We start from the raw sequence: 18,651 nt of genomic DNA, 5'->3' as shown, positions 1-18,651 counted from the left end.
AAGGCCTTATTACTAAATTTACGAATGGAAGGAGTTGCTAAGTAAAGGATACAACCGGGTTTTCCGATTGTGGGCATCCCGTTGGCGATCGCAGGTGAGTTCTAATAGACGAATACCTGGGCGGTTGAGTTCATGGATTTCTAGGGCTTTTTCCAAATCTGGCCAAGTGTGAAGGGATTGATAATGGATGCCATAGGCGGCGGCTAATGTGGCAAAGGAAACGGATTGGGGGGTGGCAAAGTAGGTTTCAAAGGGTGGATCAAACTGGGCAATGGGTAACATGCCAAAAATCCCACCCCCGTGATTATTCACTAATACAATCGTTAGGGATCCCTGGAATTGGGGTGCAATTAAAAACCCATTGGTATCGTGCAGGCAGGCCAGATCCCCGGTCAGCAGAACGGCGGCAGTGTGGCGGTGGGCAATCCCTAGGGCGGTGGAGAGGGTACCATCAATCCCATTGGCTCCGCGATTAAACCAGGGCTGAATATGGTGATCATTGGCGGGCCAGACCGTTTCTGCATCCCGCACCGGCATACTACTGGCAATAAAGAGGGGGGTTTGGGGGGGTAACATTTTTGCCAGAGTCCAGGCTATTTTGGGTTCCCAAAGCCAATCTGTTTCCGCAAAGAGGTGATCTAGCTGTTCCTGAACCTGGCGATCGCCCCGTAGCCAATCCTCTAGGTAATCTGACCAGCCTGCTGGTTGATCCTCCAAAGTCACCGAGTCTAATCGCAATAGGGCCTCAACCCCAGTTTGCAGGGGAATACTGGGGCCATGGAGGGGGTCATAATTATCGCCATAGGGGTCAATGATCCAACGTTGGGGTTGAAACTCTGATAACCAAGCCCGTAGGGGTTTACTGGTGGGGAGTTCTCCCAATTGAATCACGGCGGTAGGGGCCAACCTATCTGCCCAGGAACTATCTCGTAGGAGAAGATCGTAACCGCTGATGACCGTGGGAATGACATCTTGGTGGTGACGACAGGGGGATAGAACATCCGCCAATACGGGCCAGCCCAAAGCTGCACTTAATTGGGCGATCGCCCGGCAATAGTCTAAGGGAACCGGAGGTTGGGCCGGGCCGGCAATAATCACCCCTCGACCATGGGCCTGCCAATCTCGCCAGGGAAAGAGAAATGAACTGGGGCTGACCCTAGGGTGGGGAGCGAGATGCTGATAGAAGGTTTCCCCCCAAGACTTGGCGGCGACCCATTCCTGGAACGTTGCCTGAAATTCAGGATCCGGCAGGGGAGCCAGGGGATCCCGCAGGGGAATATTAATCTGTACGGGACCGGGATCCGGGGATAGACACCGATGCCAAAGCTGTTGGATGGTTTGCCGCAGATACCCACACTGATTTAACTCCGGTAGAGCCAATTCCCGAAAACACCGGCTATACCCCCCATACAATTGGGTCTGATCAATGGCTTGGCCAGCATGACAAAAGCGCAATTCTGGAGGGCGATCGCCAGTCAAAATCAACAGGGGAACATGGCTCACACTGGCTTCAATGACCGCTGGATAGAAATTAGCGGCGGCGGTTCCCGATGTGCAGATCAGGGCCACGGGTGTATGGGACTGACGGGCCAAGCCTAGGGCAAAAAATGCCGCAGATCGCTCGTCAAGAATAGGAATCGCTTCTAGGTGTGGATGCTCGGCGACCGCCACGGCCAAGGGCCCGGATCGGGAACCGGGACAAACAACCACCTGCCTGAGACCTAGGCGAAATAGGGTTTCAAAGAGAATCGAAGACCAGAGACTATTTAGATTACTAGGGACGGGGCCAGCTAGAGCCATGGAGTTATCAAAAATCGCAGTTAAATTATTCTAAAAAATAAATAAAGTTCATTGGATCAGCTATCCTTATATTTTATGGGTCACAATGACCCTAGAAAATGCATCCTATCCATAGTCTTTATTCTAGTGGATAATATCTTGGACGAAGAGCGAAAACCCCTTCACAATAAGCCTGTTGTGATCTGTGTTGATGACGAGCCAGCGGTTTTAGAAAGTTTGCGGATTGAACTGCGGCGGGCCCTAGGCGATGAATGTATTATTGAAACCGCTGAAGGGGCCGAAGATGCCCTTTCCCTCATGGCGGAACTCAAGCAAGAAGACTGTGAAATTGCCCTAGTGCTGTCCGACTATATTATGCCGGATCTAAAGGGAGATGAACTCCTCGGCCGCGTCCATGAGATGTCGCCGGGAACCCTCAAAATCATGCTCACGGGCCAGGCTAACCTAGAAGCCGTCAGTAATGCCCTGAAGCTATCTAAACTCTATCGCTATATTTCTAAACCCTGGAACCCTGAGGATTTAAAACTTACGGTTCTAGATGCGGTGCATAGCTACTTACAGGATCGCAAGATTGATGAACAAAATTATCGCCTGCGGCAACTTAACGAAGAACTGGCTAAGGCCAATGAAGAACTCGAGCGGGTGGTGGCCCAGCAGTCGGAAATTATTGCCGCCCGCACCGCTGAATTAGAACGGGCTAACCGAGAACTGATGCGGCTGTCGATTACGGATCAATTAACGGAGTTGGCCAATCGGCGGCATTTTGATTTCTTTTTCCATCAGGAATGGCTCAGTGCAATCCGCGATCGCTACCCCCTAGCCCTAGTCTTGGCGGATGTAGACTTTTTTAAGCTTTATAACGATGAGTATGGTCATAAGGCCGGAGATGATTGCTTAAAACAGGTCGCGGAAACCCTGCGTCAATCCATTCGCCGCCCCCGGGATATGGCCGCCCGCTATGGGGGAGAAGAATTTGTATTAGTGCTACCCAATACCGATGCCAGTGGGGCCCAGTTAATTGCCGAGAGTTTGCGTCAAGCTATCTATCAACGCTGTATTGTCCATGGGCGATCTCCCATCCATTCTTGCCTCACCATGAGCTTTGGCGTTGCTGCCATGTACCCCGAAAGCCAGGATTCCCCCCTGTTATTATTCAATGCAGCGGATCAAGCCCTCTATGAAGCGAAGCGGCGGGGCCGCAATCAAGTGGTGGTACACCCTATTGTCAAAGTCCCCACGGTTCCGTCCTAGGACATGAGTTCTTTGGGCACATCGCTAGTTAAGACGCTAGGGCCTGCTGCCGTAACTAACACATCATCTTCAATGCGAATGCCAATCCCCCGCCAGCGATCGCCAATGGCGGGTTGGCCCTCCGCAGGTTCAGCTTCAGGATGGATATAAATTCCCGGTTCAACGGTGAGTAAATGGCCCGGTTGTAGGCTGATCCAGGTGTCTTTATTGTGTTTATAGATGCCCACGTCATGGACATCTAGGCCTAACCAGTGACCCGTGCCATGCATGAAGAAGGTACGATATTTTTGTTTTTGTTCGTCCTTCCCTTCATTGATCAAGGTGTCAATATCTCCCGCCAGTAAACCAAGGTCTACCAGTCCCTCCACAATTACCTGCACCGCAGCGTCATGGATTTGGTCGTAGGTATTTCCGGGCTGAACCTGGTCAATGGCCGCCTTTTGGGCCGCCAATACTAATTCGTAAAGGACGCGCTGCTCCTCACTTAGGGGCCGCCCCACCCCAAAGGTGCGGGTAATATCGGCGTTGTAGTAGCGGTAGGCACAGCCGGCATCAATGAGCAATAGATCCCCAGCCTCCATTTGGCGAGAATTCTCGGTATAGTGCAGCACACAGGCATTGGGGCCGGAGGCAACAATTGAGGGGTAGGCCGGGCCATCGCCACCGCGCAGGCGAAATAAATGCTCCATCTCGGCCTGAATTTCGTACTCGTAACACCCCGGTTGGGCCATTTCCCGAGCCAGGTTATGGGCTTCGGCACTAATGGCGATCGCCCGGCGGATCAGGTCTAACTCCGCTTCGGTTTTAATCTGGCGCATGGGGGCCAAGAGGGGGCCCGGATCCGCAATCCCTAGGGGCCCCGTTCCCCGCTTGGCATAGGTGGTTAATAATCGCTGGTAATGGCCAAGAATCTGTTCATTGAGGCGGCGATCGCGGCCAAAATGATAGTAAATTTTATCCCCCGTTTTTAGGTAGCTGGCTAAATGCTCGTCTAAGTCACCAATGGCATAGGCCTGATCCGCGCCGTACTGCTCTTGGGCGGCGGCTACCCCCACCCTCGCCCCAGTCCAAATTTCCTTTGCAAGATCCTTGGGCTGGACAAATAAAATAAACTGATGTTCGGGATGGTTCGGGGCGAAAATTGCCACGCCCCTGGGTTCATTAAAGCCCGTTAAATAATAAAAATCACTATCTTGACGGAAGTTATACTCTACATCATTGTGCATGACCGCCATGGGGGCACTGGCAAAGACGGCAACCCCAGAACCAATTTTTTCAAGTAACTGTTTGCGTCGTTGATGATAGTCGATTTCGATCATTAGCTTATGAAGTGAAGGAGCTATAGGGCATCAATTAGGGCTATTGTAGCTTGAGCCGTTAATTTTGATGTTGAATCCTGATTTTGGCAGCAATGGGCATTCGCCACCCCGAACCAAAGGCCCGCTCCGTAATTTTTAAGCCTGGGGCCGCTTGCTGACGCTTAAATTCCGCCCGGTGTACCAGGGAGCGAATCCGTTCCACGAGGGCGGGGTCATGGCCTCGGCTGACAATGGCGGCATCGGCCTGGTGGTGATCAATCATTTGCTCGAGAATATCATCCAAACTATCGTAGTCCGGCAGGGAGTCTTGATCGGTTTGGCCAGGCTTGAGTTCCGCACTGGGGGGTTTGGTCAAGATGTGTTCTGGAATAATATTCGCGGGCCCTTGGCTTAAATTAAAGGCAGCTAAATTTAAGGGATTATGCTTTGCTTGGGCATTTAACCAGTGGCAGAGGGCATACACTTTGGTTTTGGGAACATCGGCGATCGCTGCCAACCCGCCACTCATATCCCCGTAGAGGGTGCAGTAGCCCACGGCTAATTCGGATTTATTACCCGTAGAGATTAACAAATGGCCAAATTTATTGGCGATCGCCATCAGGAGGGTACCGCGAATCCGGGCCTGGATATTTTCTTCGGCTACCCCTGGGGTGGTTCCCAAAAAGAGGGTCTCCAGGGTGCGATCGTAGCCCTTCATTAAATCCGCAATGGCCAGGGTATGGGTTTGTATCCCCAGATTTTTGGCCAGGGCCAGGGCATCGGTAATGGAGTGATCGGAGCTATGGGGGGAGGGCATCAGAATACCGAGGACATTTTCGGGCCCCAGGGCCGCCGTGGCGATCGCGGCCACAAGGGCTGAATCAATACCACCACTGAGACCGATCACCGCCTGCCGAAAACCACATTTTTGGGCGTAGTCCTGCACCCCCAATACCAACGCCCGCCACATTTCTTCCTGTTCACTCTGGGCCAGGGGGGTCTTACGGCTTGGTTGCAAGTCCCCCTGCTGCCAAGGCACGACTAGAATATCCTCCTGGAAACCCGCAGCTTGGGCAACGATTTCCCCAGGGCGATTCACCGCTAAACTATGGCCATCAAAAATGAGATCGTCATTTCCCCCCACCTGATTGACATAGATGATCGGGCAGCCATATCGCTGTACCGTATGGGCTAAAAGCTGTTGCCGGAGCTTGGGTTTGCCCAGACTATAGGGAGAGGCCGAAAGGTTGACAATCAAATCCACCTGTTCCTGCACCAACTCAGCCACCGGATTGATCTGATAGCGTCGCTGTCCCCAAAACTGCTCATCATTCCAAAGATCTTCACAGATGGTGACACCGATTTTGATCGATTTACCCTGGAGGTCTAATTCAAAATGATTAGCGGTATGCCCCGGTTCAAAATAACGATCTTCATCAAAGACATCGTAGGTGGGCAGTAATCGTTTGGCAAAGGTTTGAATAATGGCTTGATCCTGAATTAACACGGCCCCATTTAGGAGGGTTTTTCCGCCAGTGTCCTGGGCAAGTTTATTTTTACGAACAGTTCCCAGCAACAGGGTGAGGGATGGCGGTAGATTTAGGGTTAGCTCTTCCAGTTGCCGATCCATGGCCTCAATAAAATGGGGATCCATGAGTAAATCCTTGGGGGGATAGCCACAGAGGGCAAGCTCAGAGGTGATCAGTAGATCCACGGCGGGGGAGCGATTCGGCTCTACAACTCCCTGAGCGACCTCTAGAATTTTCTGGCTGTTACCAACCAAATCACCAATGATCGGATTAATCTGGGCGATCGCAATGTTCATGGCAGCCAGAGATGTTGGGGGATAGCCATTAGGTGAGGCCATAAAAGGTTTGCAGCACTAGGCGAAAACGATAGGCCCAGGATCGTTCATCGTGGCCGCCAATTTTATCTTTGTAGACAAATAGATCTTTGTTTTTGCGATACATATAATCCATTTCCAGGAGTCGCACCATTTCCTTCCCCCATTTCGCCGCCTGCTGTTCAATTAAGGAGTTATGAAAACCGCCGAAACGCTTTAATCCCCAATCAATCCAAATACGGGGACGATCTTGATTCGTGGGTAAAAGATAGTGATGCACGGCACTCATTAAGGGAGTATCCCGTAGATTAAACACGCCTCCCACCCAAAATGAGGGGGAGAGGGCTGCTAAATTTCCAAAATAGTGGCCATGGGTAGCCCCAGTGTAAAAGGCCGCTAAACCGCCATGGGAGGAACCAACAACCGTTGTCCAACGCCGATCCCTGAGGGTACGGTAATGATCATCCACAAATTTCTTTAACCTGACCATGTAATCACTGTAGATGGGTAATCCCCCCCCTTCTTTCCGTAGCGGTGTTGAATATTCCTTGACGTGCAGGTATTCGTGGGCGCGATTGAGGGGATGGACTGCCACAATAATCACCGGCGATATCCTGGCCAGTTGATAGAGGTCTGCTAGGGTTTGGCGGACATCCCAGGAGTAGGCACTGAGACCCTCGGGCCAAAATGCCGTTTGACCATCATTCATATAGATCACCGGATAGGGGCGATCGCTAGTTTCGTAGTCCCGGGGCAAAAAGATATGGACTTTGCGGGGTTGATCGATTGCCGGGTCTAGCTGCAAACCATCATAGGTATGGAAAAACCCACTTCTATCCCCCTCATCGTGACGGTAATAGGCGTAGGGAATCACATCATTTTTGAGATCTTCGAGTGGGCTTAGTTGCATTCTCAAACCTTTGGAGAATTCAAGAGAGGATCAATAAAAAACTGAGCCTTAAACAAAAAGGAGGGGTTTATCTTTCAGGGGAGCAAACGCATCCGGGTCAAAGCGGTACAAACTAGCGGGACGGCCTGCCCCGCGGGTGATTTTCTCGCCGGTATCTTGTAAAATTCCTAGTTTTAGGAGTCGTGCCCGAAAATTAGAATAGTCGGAAAAATTCTCCCCTAAAACCGTACTATAGAGTTGATATAAATCGTTGAGAGTAAAGGTGTCGGGCAGAACCTCAAAGGCCACCGGACTGTATTCTAATTTACTGCATAATCGCCGTTGGCCGTACTGAACAATTCGCCGATGATCAAAGGCCAAATCGGGAATTTGCTCCATCGAAAACCAACGAATTCGCTGGGGGGTGGTTCCAGATTCAGGCGGGCAAATCAGTTCCGCATCTTCATAGCGCACAAGGGCAAAGTAACTGACGGACAAATACCGAGTACCGTAGGCAGTGCTAGATTCGCGGGGATCCCGATCCGGGCCACCAAAGGTATAGAGTTGCTCCAGGTAGAGGTTTTTAACCCGAATTTTTTCGGACAATGTCCGATAGGCCGCTGCCTCTAGGGACTCCCCCTGGCGCACCAGAGTTCCCGGTAAACTCCAGTAGCCAGCAAAGGGGTCTTGTCTACGGTTCACGAGTAAGACCAGCAGGCGATTTTCCAGGGTATCCACTGAAAAAATGACATTATCAACCCCCACCACAAACTCGGCCAAAACCGTTGGTCGATCGGCAATGGGGGAGCCAGGATTCACCACGGTAGGATAGGAGGGGGAATGGATACTGGTCATGGATTGCCGGACTGGTATAGGTTCTCTTGGTGAATGTAGGAGGCGATCGCCGGAATCAGGGCAACGGAAGGCTCCCCTTGGCGACAGGCCGTTGAGGAGACGGCGGGGCCAACGTAGTCGGCCATTTCCATCTTGGCGGATAATGCTGCTACCTGTTGCCAAATATCCGCTGAAATATGCACCCCCGGTCGCTGCAAGATCAATAGGTTCACTTGGTCTAGGAGATCCTCGACCCGATACCAGTGGGGAAGTTTAGCTAAAACATCCGTACCAATGACTAAACTAAACTCTGCCTGGGGCCAGCGTTGCCGCGCGGTATTGACGGAATAAAGGGTATAGGGAAAACTCAACTCCGGGTGATGTTCAATCTGGGGGTGGCTCCCATTGAGTTGATCCACCAATAATTTCAGCATTCCTTGGCGATGTTCCAGGGGGGTTTGATTGGCCTTAAAGGGATTGTCGGCGGCCCACACCACCACCCGATCGTAGCGATCTCCGAGCCATTGGAGAATATCCTTGTGGGCCAGGGTGGGCGGATCCGCACTGGTTCCAAAGAGGGCAATCCTTAGCATAGGGCCCGCCGCTGTTGAATGCGATCCACCAGTTCCTGGAGGGCGAGGGAATAGGCGACCGGGTAGGGTTCCGGCTGGGCATTAATCCGTACCATTGTCGGCAGATTGGCCACTGAGGCGCGGGTATGTTGGCGAATGTCCCCTAGGGGAGGCATCAAGGCAACTAGCTTTCCTTCATCCATAATTGGCATCAAAAGGCGTACCCCCGGAACCGAGGTGTCTGTCATCAGGCCCAGGATATCCGCCTCGGGCGATCGGAAAATTTGCTTCCGACCGGGTAAGGTCATTTTGCCGCTGGATTCCTTCATCACTCCCTTGCCATTAAACTCCACCAGCTTATAAACCCCATTCACCGGCGTACCCGTGACGAGTTTGGTGCCAATGCCATAGGCATCAATACAGGCCCCAGAGGCTTGCAGGTGCATAATTTCCGTTTCATCCAAATCACCACTGGCCACGATACTGACATCCGGTAAGAGTTGGCGAATCTGCTGGGATAAATGCACCAGATCTCCCGAATCAATCCGCACCGCTGTAATTTCTAATTCCCCTGCCTCCCGCCGCTGGGCCAGGACTTCTGCCGCTGCGATCGTATCGAAGGTGTCAATCAGGAGAGCAGAGCCGGGAAAATACTGGGAAAAGGTGGTAAAGGCCTGTTGCTCCGAACCCTGGGTGGCCTCTAGGGCCATCACTAGGGCATGGGCCATGGTGCCAGCGGGGACAACCCCTAGCCGCTGGGCCGCCAAAACATTGGAGGTGGCCGTAAACCCCCCCGCCAAGGCCGCCCGCGCCGCCCAAAGGGATGCCTGGGGACTAAAGGCCCGCCGGGTACCAAATTCTAATAGGGGAGCCTTGGGGCCCACCATATCCCGAAGCCGGGCCGCCCGTGTGGCAATCAAGGTCTGGTAATTAATCGTATTGAGAATATAGGTTTCGAGGATCTGGGCCTGCCAAAGGGGAGCCTCAATCCGCAATAGCGGCTCATGGGCAAAGACAACGGTGCCTTCGGGAACGGCCCAAAGATTGCCGGAAAATCGTGCCCCTGCCAATAATGTCCAAAAGGAGTCCGGTGCCCGCTGAAAAACCTCTAGGCTTTGGAGATAGGCAATCTGCTCTGGGCTAAAATGAAAATTCTCTAGGTAGTCCACCACCTGGGCAAGTCCCATGGCCACTAAATAGCCATAGCCCAGGGGCAACCGCCGCACCGTTAGTTCAAAACTACTGGGCTGCTCGGCAATGCCTTCCCCCACATAGGCCGCAGCCATGGTGAGTTGATAGAGATCCGTCAGTAATCCGTAGTCGTCAGCACTGAGATTCAAAGCCGTCATGGCAAAGGGTCGCGATTAGAATATCTTATTTATAGTAGATTTCACCATAAATGTCAACGTCCCATAAATGTCAACACTGTTATAGCAACCAATGGTTTGTCTAGGACGGGGTGCAGGGGTGGAACCCCTGGCTGGGGGCGAAGCCCCCACACCCCCCTTGTCCGAAATGTCCTAGGGAAACAGGCGACAGCTATAGCGCAAAGGTGAAATCTTATTTTTGGCGTTTACAGTTATCACAGCGGCCACAGGCCATGGCGTGGGCTTCCTGGAGAAAACCAAAGGCTTGGAGGAGGGCTTGCCAACGGCAGCCCCGGTAGTGAACATAGGCTTGCATTTGGCCCAAATCGGTTTTGCTGGCATCGGTTAAGGGAGGTGTGGGGCCCTGGGGGGTCGGTTTCATTTGGTAATGGAAGGGGTCTGTCCAGACGAGGCGACCCTGTTGATGGAGCAGGGCTAGGGCGATCGCCCCCTGGGAGTAGCGTTGACTAATCTCTTGAATAGATCCTTGGCGGGGTAAGCGGTTGGCCAGGTCTAGAGCCTCTTGGCGTTGGGCTTGGGCCTGTTGCTGGAAAAAACGTTGTCGTTGCCGATCTTCGGGATCCAGCCAGCCCGTGGGTTCACTAATGAGGGTTAGGGCCGTTGCCGCATTGCCATCCCGACCGGCCCGGCCCACTTCCTGGATGTATTCCCCTAAATGGAGGGGGGCTTGGTAATGGCACACCCAACGCACATCGGGCTTGTTGACCCCCATACCAAAGGCACTGGTGCAGACTACAAAGGGAAGTTGATTACTGATCCAGTCCTGTTCAATGGAACGGCGATCGCCCGCACTGAGGCCGCCGTGGTAGGGCAGGGTTTGCCAGCCCAATTCATTCAAGGTCTGGGCCAAGGTTTCACAGTCACGACGACTGCGGCCATAGACCAGGCCAGAGGTTCCCCTTTGCTGGCGAATAAACTGAATCACCTGTTGGCGACGATGACCCCGACTACAGACGGATTTTACCCCGAGACTCAGGTTGGCCCGATAGGGATTGAGACAGACCCGGTGAGGCTGCTTTAGACCGAGAACCTGTTCAATGGTTTGGCGAACCTGGTGATCTGCGGTGGCGGTAAATGCAGCGATCGCTGGGCGAGGATGATGGGGTTTTGCTTGTTCTAGGGCCGGTCTCACCGTACCCAAGCGGCGATAGGCTGGTCGAAAACTATCCCCCCACTGCACTAAACAATGGGCCTCATCTAAAATCAAGCCATTAATCAGCAGATCGGGGTGGATGAGCCGCTGCCAGATTTTGGGACTAAACAGAGATTCGGGGGATAGGTACAGTAAACGTAGTTTTTGGCGATCGAGATCATGGAGTACCCGCTGGCGATCGCCCCTGGAGCATTCACTATGAAAGGCGGCGGCCGCTAAATTTCGCTCCCGCAGTTCGGCAACTTGGTTTTCGATCAGGGCCAAGAGGGGGGAAATCACCAGGGTTAAGCCGGTTTTTAGGATACTGGGTAGTTGGAAACAAAGACTTTTCCCTCCCCCTGTGGGCAAAATAATTAAGGCATCCTGTCCCTGAATAATCGCTTGAATTACTTCGGCCTGGGGTGGGCGAAAGTCTGAATAGCCCCAAATTCGCTGGAGGGCGTGGCGGGCATCCTGCAAACTTAATTCGGTCATTCCTAGACATCCGGAGTGACGATAAAGACCTTGGACAAGTTGGGCGAGTTAGGCGTTATCGCTCTTTGGTCTCGATGAAATCAAAGATTTTATCCAACTGCTCCAGGGTAATGAAGCCGTACTGCCAGAGAATAATGGGTAGGGGGCCGCGATGCTCCTGCCATTGTTTTAGGGCCATTTGAATGGTTGCTGGTGCTAAGGATAGCTCTTGCTCTAAATAGTCAACCAGTTGAGTGGGTTCCCGCATATACTGTTCCGGTGATTCATGTAAAAAACGTCAAGGAGTTATCGGTAGGCAACAACAGGTTTATGCACAATGGGATGCAAATTCAGCCGGGCCGAAAGGAGAACTCAAGAACAAGAGTATAGCAGCAGTTTTTTGAGAAATGAGAAATCGATCAGTTACTTAACATTTAGTTAACATTTTATTTGGCTTTGGGTTATTTAACATTGGGAGCAAATCCAAAGGCCTGCTTGACCCGATCTAAGGTTGTGGTTGCTACGGCGGCGGCTTTTTCCTGACCCTGGCGGAGAACCTGGTCTAAATAATCCGGTGCGGCCATGATTTCTTGGTAACGGGTTTGAATGGGTTCTAGTCCATGGATGATCGTATCCGTTAGCAGGGGCTTAAACTGTCCCCAGCCCATATCGGCACACTCCCTAGCCACCTGTTCTTTGGTTTGGTTGGATAACACCATATAGAGGGTAAGGAGGTTATGGCATTCCGGGCGATCGGGATCATCAAAGACCAGTCCCCGTACCGGATCGGTTTTGCAACGCTTAATTTTCCGTTGGATGTCTGCGGCGGAATCCAAAAGGTTAATCCGGCTTTGCTCGGAGGGGTCAGACTTCGACATTTTCCGGCGGCCATCGGTCAAACTCATTACCCTGGCTCCCTCGGTGCGAATGAGGGGTTGGGGCAGCTTGAGAATGACTTGTTCTCCTTCTCCTGAACCAAAGAGAAAATTAACCCGACTGGCAATATCCCGGGCCAGTTCTAGGTGTTGTTTTTGATCTTCCCCCACGGGGACGCGATCGGCATCGTAGAGCAAAATATCGGCGGCCATTAAAACGGGATAATCAAGAAGACCAACACCAACATTTTCGCCCTGTTTAATTGCTTTTTCCTTAAACTGAATCATCGCCTCTAGCCAATTCAGGGGGGTAATACAGTTCAATAACCAGGTGAGTTCGGCGTGGGCGGACACATGGGACTGGACAAAAATCGTTGAATGGACGAGATCAATGCCACAGGCAAGGTAGAGAGCGGCAACACCATAGGTTTGGGCGGCTAATAGGGTTGGATCATGGGGAACCGTAATGGCATGGAGATCCACGACGCAAAAAAAGTTATCGTAATTTGCTTGACCCTCAACCCAGGTGCGAATGGCTCCCAAATAATTCCCCAGATGGAGGCTGCCGGTGGGCTGAACTCCTGATAAGACCCGTTGCTTGTTCATGCAAAAACCATCAAAATGCGTCCGAAATAAAATGTGTCCAAAATTATGACCTCAACCCCGCAAGATATTCATTGGGGCAAAGTCTCTATTATCAGGGATGGGGAAATTCTTGTCACCAAAATTTTTATGGACAGGCTATGGATAGAATTAGGTGATTCGTAAATCCGGTGAGGTCGTCTCCGGTGAAGCCGGATTAGAATAGCTCAAATAATGGATACAGTAGGTATTGCGGCCGGACTGCTTGGCGTGGTAGAGGGATTGATCTGCGGCGTTTAAGAACTCGTCTAGGGAACGGGAGGAATGGGGGGTAAGGGTGACAACACCAAAGCTAATGGTAATGCGATCGCCAATAGACGAGGCTAAATGGGGGATATTGAGTCGATGTAGGGCTTCTTGAATTTTGTGGATCACCCGTAACGTACCGTCTAAATCGGTATTGGGTAAAACTAAGGCAAACTCTTCACCACCGTAGCGGGCAATTAAATCCGTGGAGCGACGGGCAGCTTGGGCCAGGGTTTGGGCAATTTGAATCAGGCAATCATCCCCCGCTTGGTGGCCGTAGTGGTCATTGTAGGGTTTGAAGTAGTCCACATCACACAGCACTAGGGATAAACAGGCTTGCTCCCGTAAACAGCGTTGCCATTCTTGGGACAAATGGAGATCAAAGTGCCGCCGATTGGCAATTTGGGTTAATCCATCAATGGTGGCCAGGCGTGAGAGTTCGGCGTTGGCGTGTTGCAAATCCCGATAAAGTTGGGCTTGGCGAATGGCGACGGCCAGTTGATTGACAACGGACTGGGCGAGGGCAATTTCATGATCCTGCCAATTGGGATGTTCATCGTACCGCTGAAGGGTCAAGGTTCCCCAGGTTTGATGATTAATAACCAAGGGAAAAATTAACCAGCCGCCGGATTGTTCAATGAATGCACAGGGATTATTGTGATCGTTGGCTAAATCAGTATCAGCTATCCGATCGAGGCGTACCATTTTTCCCTGTTTGACCTGATCACTGACGGGGTTATCTTCCTCAGGAATAATCACCCCCAGGGTTGTGGGTGTGGATGGATCGGGACGATGCTCATGAATGGCAACCCAACCCTTTTGTTCCGGCATATATTCCGTAATCAGGGCCCGATCGAGCTTCAGGAGGGAGCCGATTTGCTGCACCGTGGTCGTAAAAATTGTTTCAATGTCAATGGAGTCGCGGATGGACTGAATCACATGGTTAAGGGCCTGTTCCCGCTCTGCCTGGTGACGCAGTTGATCCTCGGTGCGTTTGCGATCGCTAATATCACTAAAGGTAACAATGACGCGGCCAACGGTTCCCTGGGGCGTAGTTTGCGGATCTGCGGTGGCTTGCAACCAATGGAGGTCATGGGTTTGATGGTTGTGAACACCGACTACTCGATTAGGAATGCACTGCCTTTGGGCGATCGCCTGGGCTACCGGATGCTGCTCCATGGGGATGGGGCTGCCCTCTTCATTGAGGAGTTGACAGTCTAGGTCAAAGCAGGTTTTCCCGAGAAATTCCGCCTCCGTTAAACCAAGCAGTTCACAGGCCTTATGGTTGACGATTTGCACATCTCCCGTTTGACCATAGACAATGACACCCACATTCAGGTCATGAATCAGGGATCGAAAGAGGTTTTCACTTTCCCGAAGTTGGTTTTCAACCTGCTGCCGTTTTGCTTCAATCTGTTTGAGTTCGGTAATGTCCCGTACCACGGATAGGACATGGGGGCGACCGCGGTAGGTAAACTGTAAACCATAGACATGAATATCAATGATGGAGCCATCTTTACAGATATTTTGAGCCTCGGATTCAAAACGTTTGCCAGCCCGAACCGTTTCCATAAAATTGCTAAACATGGCATGGCAATTGGGGTGGACAAACTGCCGTGGGTCTAAATCCATGAACTCTGCGTAGGTATAGCCATGCATGGCACAGGCCGCCGGATTTGCTTCCACTAGTTTGCCCGTATCCATATCAAAAACATGGAGGCCATCGGTGACGGATTCAAACACACTGCGATATTGGGCTTCCCGTTCGTTCAGGTCTTGGAGGGCTTTCTTTTGGGCGGTAATATCGGTGCTAATCAAAACACAGCCAGTGGAATCCTGTTGCTGGTGATGGCTAACAAGGGGATAGAGGTGGGTCAGCATATAATGGGGTTGACCATCGGGGCTATTGAAAATAAGCTCGATGTCACTGATTGATTCACCCTGGAGGACGCGATCGAGGAGGTATTCAACCCGCTCGATAGACTCCTGGGGATGGAGTAACTTTTGGTAGGATTGGCCCTCATCGGTATCCAGGGAATCTAAAACGTCTAGGGCAGCCCAGTTAATGGTTTTGAGATGTTTAAGGGCATCTAGACTGAGGATGAGATTGGGGGAGTTTTCGACCAGTTGTTGATAGCGAAAGCGTTCTGTCTCCAGGGAGTCTTCTAAGGTCTGGCGATCGCTAATATTTTCAATCAGGGCAACAATAAATTGCAGATTGTGTTGATCATCTTGAACGTAGGATAGGGTTAAATTCGCCCAGAGAACCTGACCATTTTTGTGACGATATCGCTTTTTGAATTGATAGAACTTTTTTGACTGTTCACAGCACTGGTGAATGAGGGCTTGCTCCCTCTGCCAGTCCTCAGGAAAGGTGAGATCCGCTGGATGTAAGTCTAGGAGTTCGGGGATACTATAGCCGACAAATTCAGAGAAGGATGGATTGCAGGAGACTAATTTATAGTTGTTCCCTGGCTCCACAATGACAATTCCCAGGGCCGCCGCTTCAAAAATCGTGCGCCAGCGATATTCACTTTCGGCGAGGGCTAACTCCATGATCTTGCGATCGTGAATATCGACAATAATTCCCCACCCATGGGTCTGTCCTTCTGTACTCTGGGCAAACTCGCGGCGATCGCTGACCCAGTAGTAGGCTCCATCGCCATCCCTAAGACGGTAGTCCTGGGCAAAACAGGTCTTTGTTTCACAGGCCTGCCAAAAACAATCCTGGAACCAAGCTTGATCCTCCGGGTGGATCCAGCCCATCCAGTCCTCAATGGAGCGGGGCATGGATTCGAGGGGATGGCCCAAAACCGTCATCGTATCACCACTCCACAGGGCCCAGTTGGTGTCCTGATGCCATTCCCAAAAAATCTGACGACTGAGATGGCCCATGGTTTGGAAGCGGTGGTACCATTTTTCCAGTTCGATGACTTGGGCTTGCTGGAGAATTTGACTCTGCTGCCGCTGGCTAATATCCGTCATCATCAGGGTGAGTCCCACCTGATCCGGGTAGAGAAATCCTTGCCACCACTTCTCCTCAAGGGGATCGTAACAATCCCAATGGTAATCCGTTTGGTTTTCCAGGCATATTAAGACTTTTGCGGCAGTCAACCCAAGGGAGGTAGGTAAAATATCCCACAGGTAGACCCCTTGAACACTGCTGGCGAGTTGACCGACAAGTGCCTCCCCATAGGCATTGACAAATATCAGTCGCCCATGGCGATCGCAACCAAAGATAGCACTTTGCAATCGCTCCATGACCTGGATGAGTTGAGGTTCTGGAAAGGCCATTATCTACATAAGTTACGGATAAAGGAATATAAAAAGGATACGAATTTACAGCGGGTTTACGGATCAAGATGTTCTAGAAGGGATTCAAAGGGAAAAAGTACCATTAAAGCTGGTTCTATACCCTTAAGGCTACCCAATTTATTGAGGCAACTATACATAAATACACAGAACTATATATAAAAAAGGATAATTGCACGTAAGATTTAATAAGATTTAATATAAAAAGCGATCATTATTAAAATATTACTAAATCATTGCAAATAATCCTATTCACAGACTTGCACCTTTTGTTGCCATGGAGTGCCAATAAACAAGCTGGCCACTGGCAATGATGAATTGACTATTTTGGGGAGATCGCCCCTCCGCCTTTATTTCCCCATTGACTGGGCTGCGCGTTAAAATGGCCTAGCCCTAGCGATAGTTATCATACTTGCCGATGAATGCTCCCACTGCCCTGGACGATCGTCCCCTATTAGGTCGTTCCCAATCCGAATTAGAGACTTGGGTGACGGAACATCATCAACCCGCCTATCGGGGCCGCCAATTACACCAGTGGCTGTATCAAAAGGGGGTGCGATCGCTGCAACAGATCACCGTCTTTCCCCAAAAATGGCGGGATGATCTGAACCATATTCCCCTAGGGCGATCGCACATTGAGCAGCGTTTAGAAGCCAAGGATGGGACGGTTAAATACCTCTTGAGACTAGGGGATGATCAGATTATTGAAACCGTGGGGATTCCCACGGCGCGACGGTTGACCGTCTGTGTCTCCTCCCAGGTGGGGTGTCCCATGGCCTGTGATTTTTGTGCCACCGGGAAAGGGGGATTTAGTCGTAATCTTGCCCCCCACGAAATTATTGATCAAGTTTTAACCGTCCAGGAAGACTTTCAGCAGCGCGTCAGCCATGTGGTGTTTATGGGTATGGGGGAACCCCTCCTCAATTTAGAGAATGTTTTGGCCGCCCTCACCTCCATCAATCGGGATGTGGGCATTGGTCAACGCCATCTGACGGTCTCGACGGTGGGTATTCCCCAACAGATTCGCCGTTTAGCCCGCTACGATCTCCAGATTACCCTGGCAGTTAGCCTCCACGCATCCAATCAAGACCTGCGCTGCCAATTAATTCCCAGTGCCCAGCACTATCCCCTGGACACCCTGTTAGCCGATTGCCGATACTATGTGGAGCAGACCGGCCGCCGGATTAGTTTTGAATATACCGTCCTTGCCGGTGTCAACGATCAGCCCCACCATGCCCAGGAACTCGCCCACCACCTGCGGGGATTCCAGAGCCATGTCAACCTGATTCCCTATAATCCCATTGCCGATGCTCCCTATGCCCGGCCCCATGGTCAGGATATAGAGGCCTTTTTAGGGGAACTAGAGGACTACGGCCTCACTGCCAGTATCCGGCGATCGCGGGGATTGGATCGCCAAGCCGCCTGTGGCCAACTACGCCAAGATGCCCAAAGGGCCGTCCAGACCCATGACCCAACCTAAGGCGACCCAACCTAGCTTTACAGATGTCGGGGCAGATATTTTACTGTTTCGGCAGTTACTCTCCCCAGAGGTTTGCCAGCAAATTATTCAGGTGGCGGAATGGATCACGTTTGATCCCTCCTCGATCTTGATGGGAACGGTGGATCCAGAGGTCCGCAGTGGCGGCATTCTTCCCCTAGATGCTCAACACCCCGTACAGCGATCGACCCAGCAGCTTCTCTACGAAAAAATTCAACTCATCCAACGGGCCCTCTACCAGCACTATGGGATTAAATTTCCCCAGGTGGAAGGGTTTTCCATTCTGCGCTACCGTCCCGGTGAGAGCTATCGTCGCCATGTGGATAACCTCCTTTTAGCCAGCCGGATGATGGAATTGGCCCAGGGCATCCCCACCCGAGATATTAGTATTGTGGGCTACTTAAACGATGAGTTTGAAGGGGGCGAGACCTACTTCGATCGCCAAGACATTAAAATCAAACCCGCTACCGGCGATGTCATTGCCTTTCCCTCCTACTACACCCATCCCCATGCCGCCTTACCCGTTACCCAGGGCACTAAATACGCCTTCACCACCTGGTTATTTTACTAACGGGGTTATTGTGCTGGCAGGGGCAG

Annotated in this window: 14 protein-coding genes; 3 read left to right on the top strand and 11 right to left on the bottom strand. The window is 51.5% G+C overall.

Translation table 11 applies throughout. The annotated features are described in order from the left end of the window. Nucleotides 1–18: 18 nt before the first annotated feature. Nucleotides 19–1,800, bottom strand: a complete 1,782-nt coding sequence (gene menD / locus L3556_RS07195; RefSeq protein ID WP_277866621.1) for a 2-succinyl-5-enolpyruvyl-6-hydroxy-3-cyclohexene-1-carboxylic-acid synthase — start codon at nt 1,798–1,800, stop codon at nt 19–21. A 138-nt stretch (nt 1,801–1,938) separates the two neighbouring features. Here menD and L3556_RS07190 point away from each other — a divergent pair, with 138 nt between their 5' ends. Then, nucleotides 1,939–3,051, top strand: a complete 1,113-nt coding sequence (locus L3556_RS07190; RefSeq protein WP_277866620.1) for a GGDEF domain-containing response regulator — start codon at nt 1,939–1,941, stop codon at nt 3,049–3,051. Here the strand turns inward: L3556_RS07190 and L3556_RS07185 are convergent. From L3556_RS07185 to L3556_RS07140, 10 genes are all read right to left on the bottom strand, one after another. Beyond that, entirely contained in the window at nt 3,048–4,370 is a 1,323-nt protein-coding gene (locus L3556_RS07185) for an aminopeptidase P N-terminal domain-containing protein (protein ID WP_479682439.1), read from the bottom strand. The genes L3556_RS07190 and L3556_RS07185 overlap by 4 nt on opposite strands. Nucleotides 4,371–4,428: 58 nt before the next feature. Continuing rightward, nucleotides 4,429–6,174 carry an NAD+ synthase gene (locus L3556_RS07180; RefSeq protein WP_277867609.1) on the bottom strand — a complete coding sequence of 582 codons (1,746 nt, stop codon included), beginning with the start codon at nt 6,172–6,174 and terminating at the stop codon, nt 4,429–4,431. A 28-nt stretch (nt 6,175–6,202) separates the two neighbouring features. Continuing rightward, on the bottom strand, nt 6,203–7,102 hold the full coding sequence (locus tag L3556_RS07175; RefSeq protein WP_277866619.1) for an alpha/beta hydrolase: 900 nt from the start codon (nt 7,100–7,102) through the stop codon (nt 6,203–6,205). 48 nt (nt 7,103–7,150) lie between these two features. Then, nucleotides 7,151–7,936 (bottom strand): NUDIX hydrolase, encoded by a 786-nt coding sequence (locus tag L3556_RS07170; RefSeq protein WP_277866618.1) that lies wholly within the window; start codon nt 7,934–7,936, stop codon nt 7,151–7,153. Beyond that, nucleotides 7,933–8,508: a nicotinate-nucleotide adenylyltransferase gene (locus tag L3556_RS07165; RefSeq protein ID WP_277866617.1), complete on the bottom strand. Its 576-nt coding sequence runs from the start codon at nt 8,506–8,508 to the stop codon at nt 7,933–7,935. Before L3556_RS07165 ends, L3556_RS07170 begins: the two co-directional genes overlap by 4 nt. Next, nucleotides 8,502–9,836, bottom strand: coding sequence for a nicotinate phosphoribosyltransferase (locus L3556_RS07160; RefSeq protein WP_277866616.1), 1,335 nt, complete (start codon nt 9,834–9,836; stop codon nt 8,502–8,504). Before L3556_RS07160 ends, L3556_RS07165 begins: the two co-directional genes overlap by 7 nt. A gap of 211 nt (nt 9,837–10,047) precedes the next feature. Further along, nucleotides 10,048–11,502 (bottom strand): RecQ family ATP-dependent DNA helicase, encoded by a 1,455-nt coding sequence (locus tag L3556_RS07155; RefSeq protein ID WP_277866615.1) that lies wholly within the window; start codon nt 11,500–11,502, stop codon nt 10,048–10,050. Between the two features lie 55 nt (nt 11,503–11,557). After that, the gene (locus tag L3556_RS07150) at nt 11,558–11,749 is read right to left on the bottom strand and encodes a DUF2949 domain-containing protein (protein WP_277866614.1); all 192 of its coding nucleotides are present in this window, start codon (nt 11,747–11,749) and stop codon (nt 11,558–11,560) included. Between the two features lie 193 nt (nt 11,750–11,942). Further along, nucleotides 11,943–12,962: a tryptophan--tRNA ligase gene (gene trpS / locus L3556_RS07145; protein ID WP_277866613.1), complete on the bottom strand. Its 1,020-nt coding sequence runs from the start codon at nt 12,960–12,962 to the stop codon at nt 11,943–11,945. Between the two features lie 147 nt (nt 12,963–13,109). Beyond that, nucleotides 13,110–16,538 (bottom strand): PAS domain S-box protein, encoded by a 3,429-nt coding sequence (locus tag L3556_RS07140; RefSeq protein ID WP_277866612.1) that lies wholly within the window; start codon nt 16,536–16,538, stop codon nt 13,110–13,112. Between the two features lie 436 nt (nt 16,539–16,974). Between L3556_RS07140 and rlmN the strand changes: the two genes are divergently transcribed. Further along, a complete protein-coding gene (gene rlmN, locus L3556_RS07135) occupies nt 16,975–18,036 on the top strand; it encodes a dual-specificity RNA methyltransferase RlmN (protein WP_277866611.1) in 1,062 nt (353 codons plus the stop codon). Next, nucleotides 18,023–18,625, top strand: a complete 603-nt coding sequence (locus L3556_RS07130; protein ID WP_277866610.1) for a prolyl hydroxylase family protein — start codon at nt 18,023–18,025, stop codon at nt 18,623–18,625. The genes rlmN and L3556_RS07130 overlap by 14 nt, the downstream gene beginning before the upstream one ends. Nucleotides 18,626–18,651 lie beyond the last annotated feature (26 nt).

The organism is Candidatus Synechococcus calcipolaris G9 (assembly GCF_029582805.1).
GTDB lineage: Bacteria > Cyanobacteriota > Cyanobacteriia > Thermosynechococcales > Thermosynechococcaceae > Synechococcus_F > Synechococcus_F calcipolaris.
This window is presented reverse-complemented; position numbering and strand designations above follow the sequence as displayed.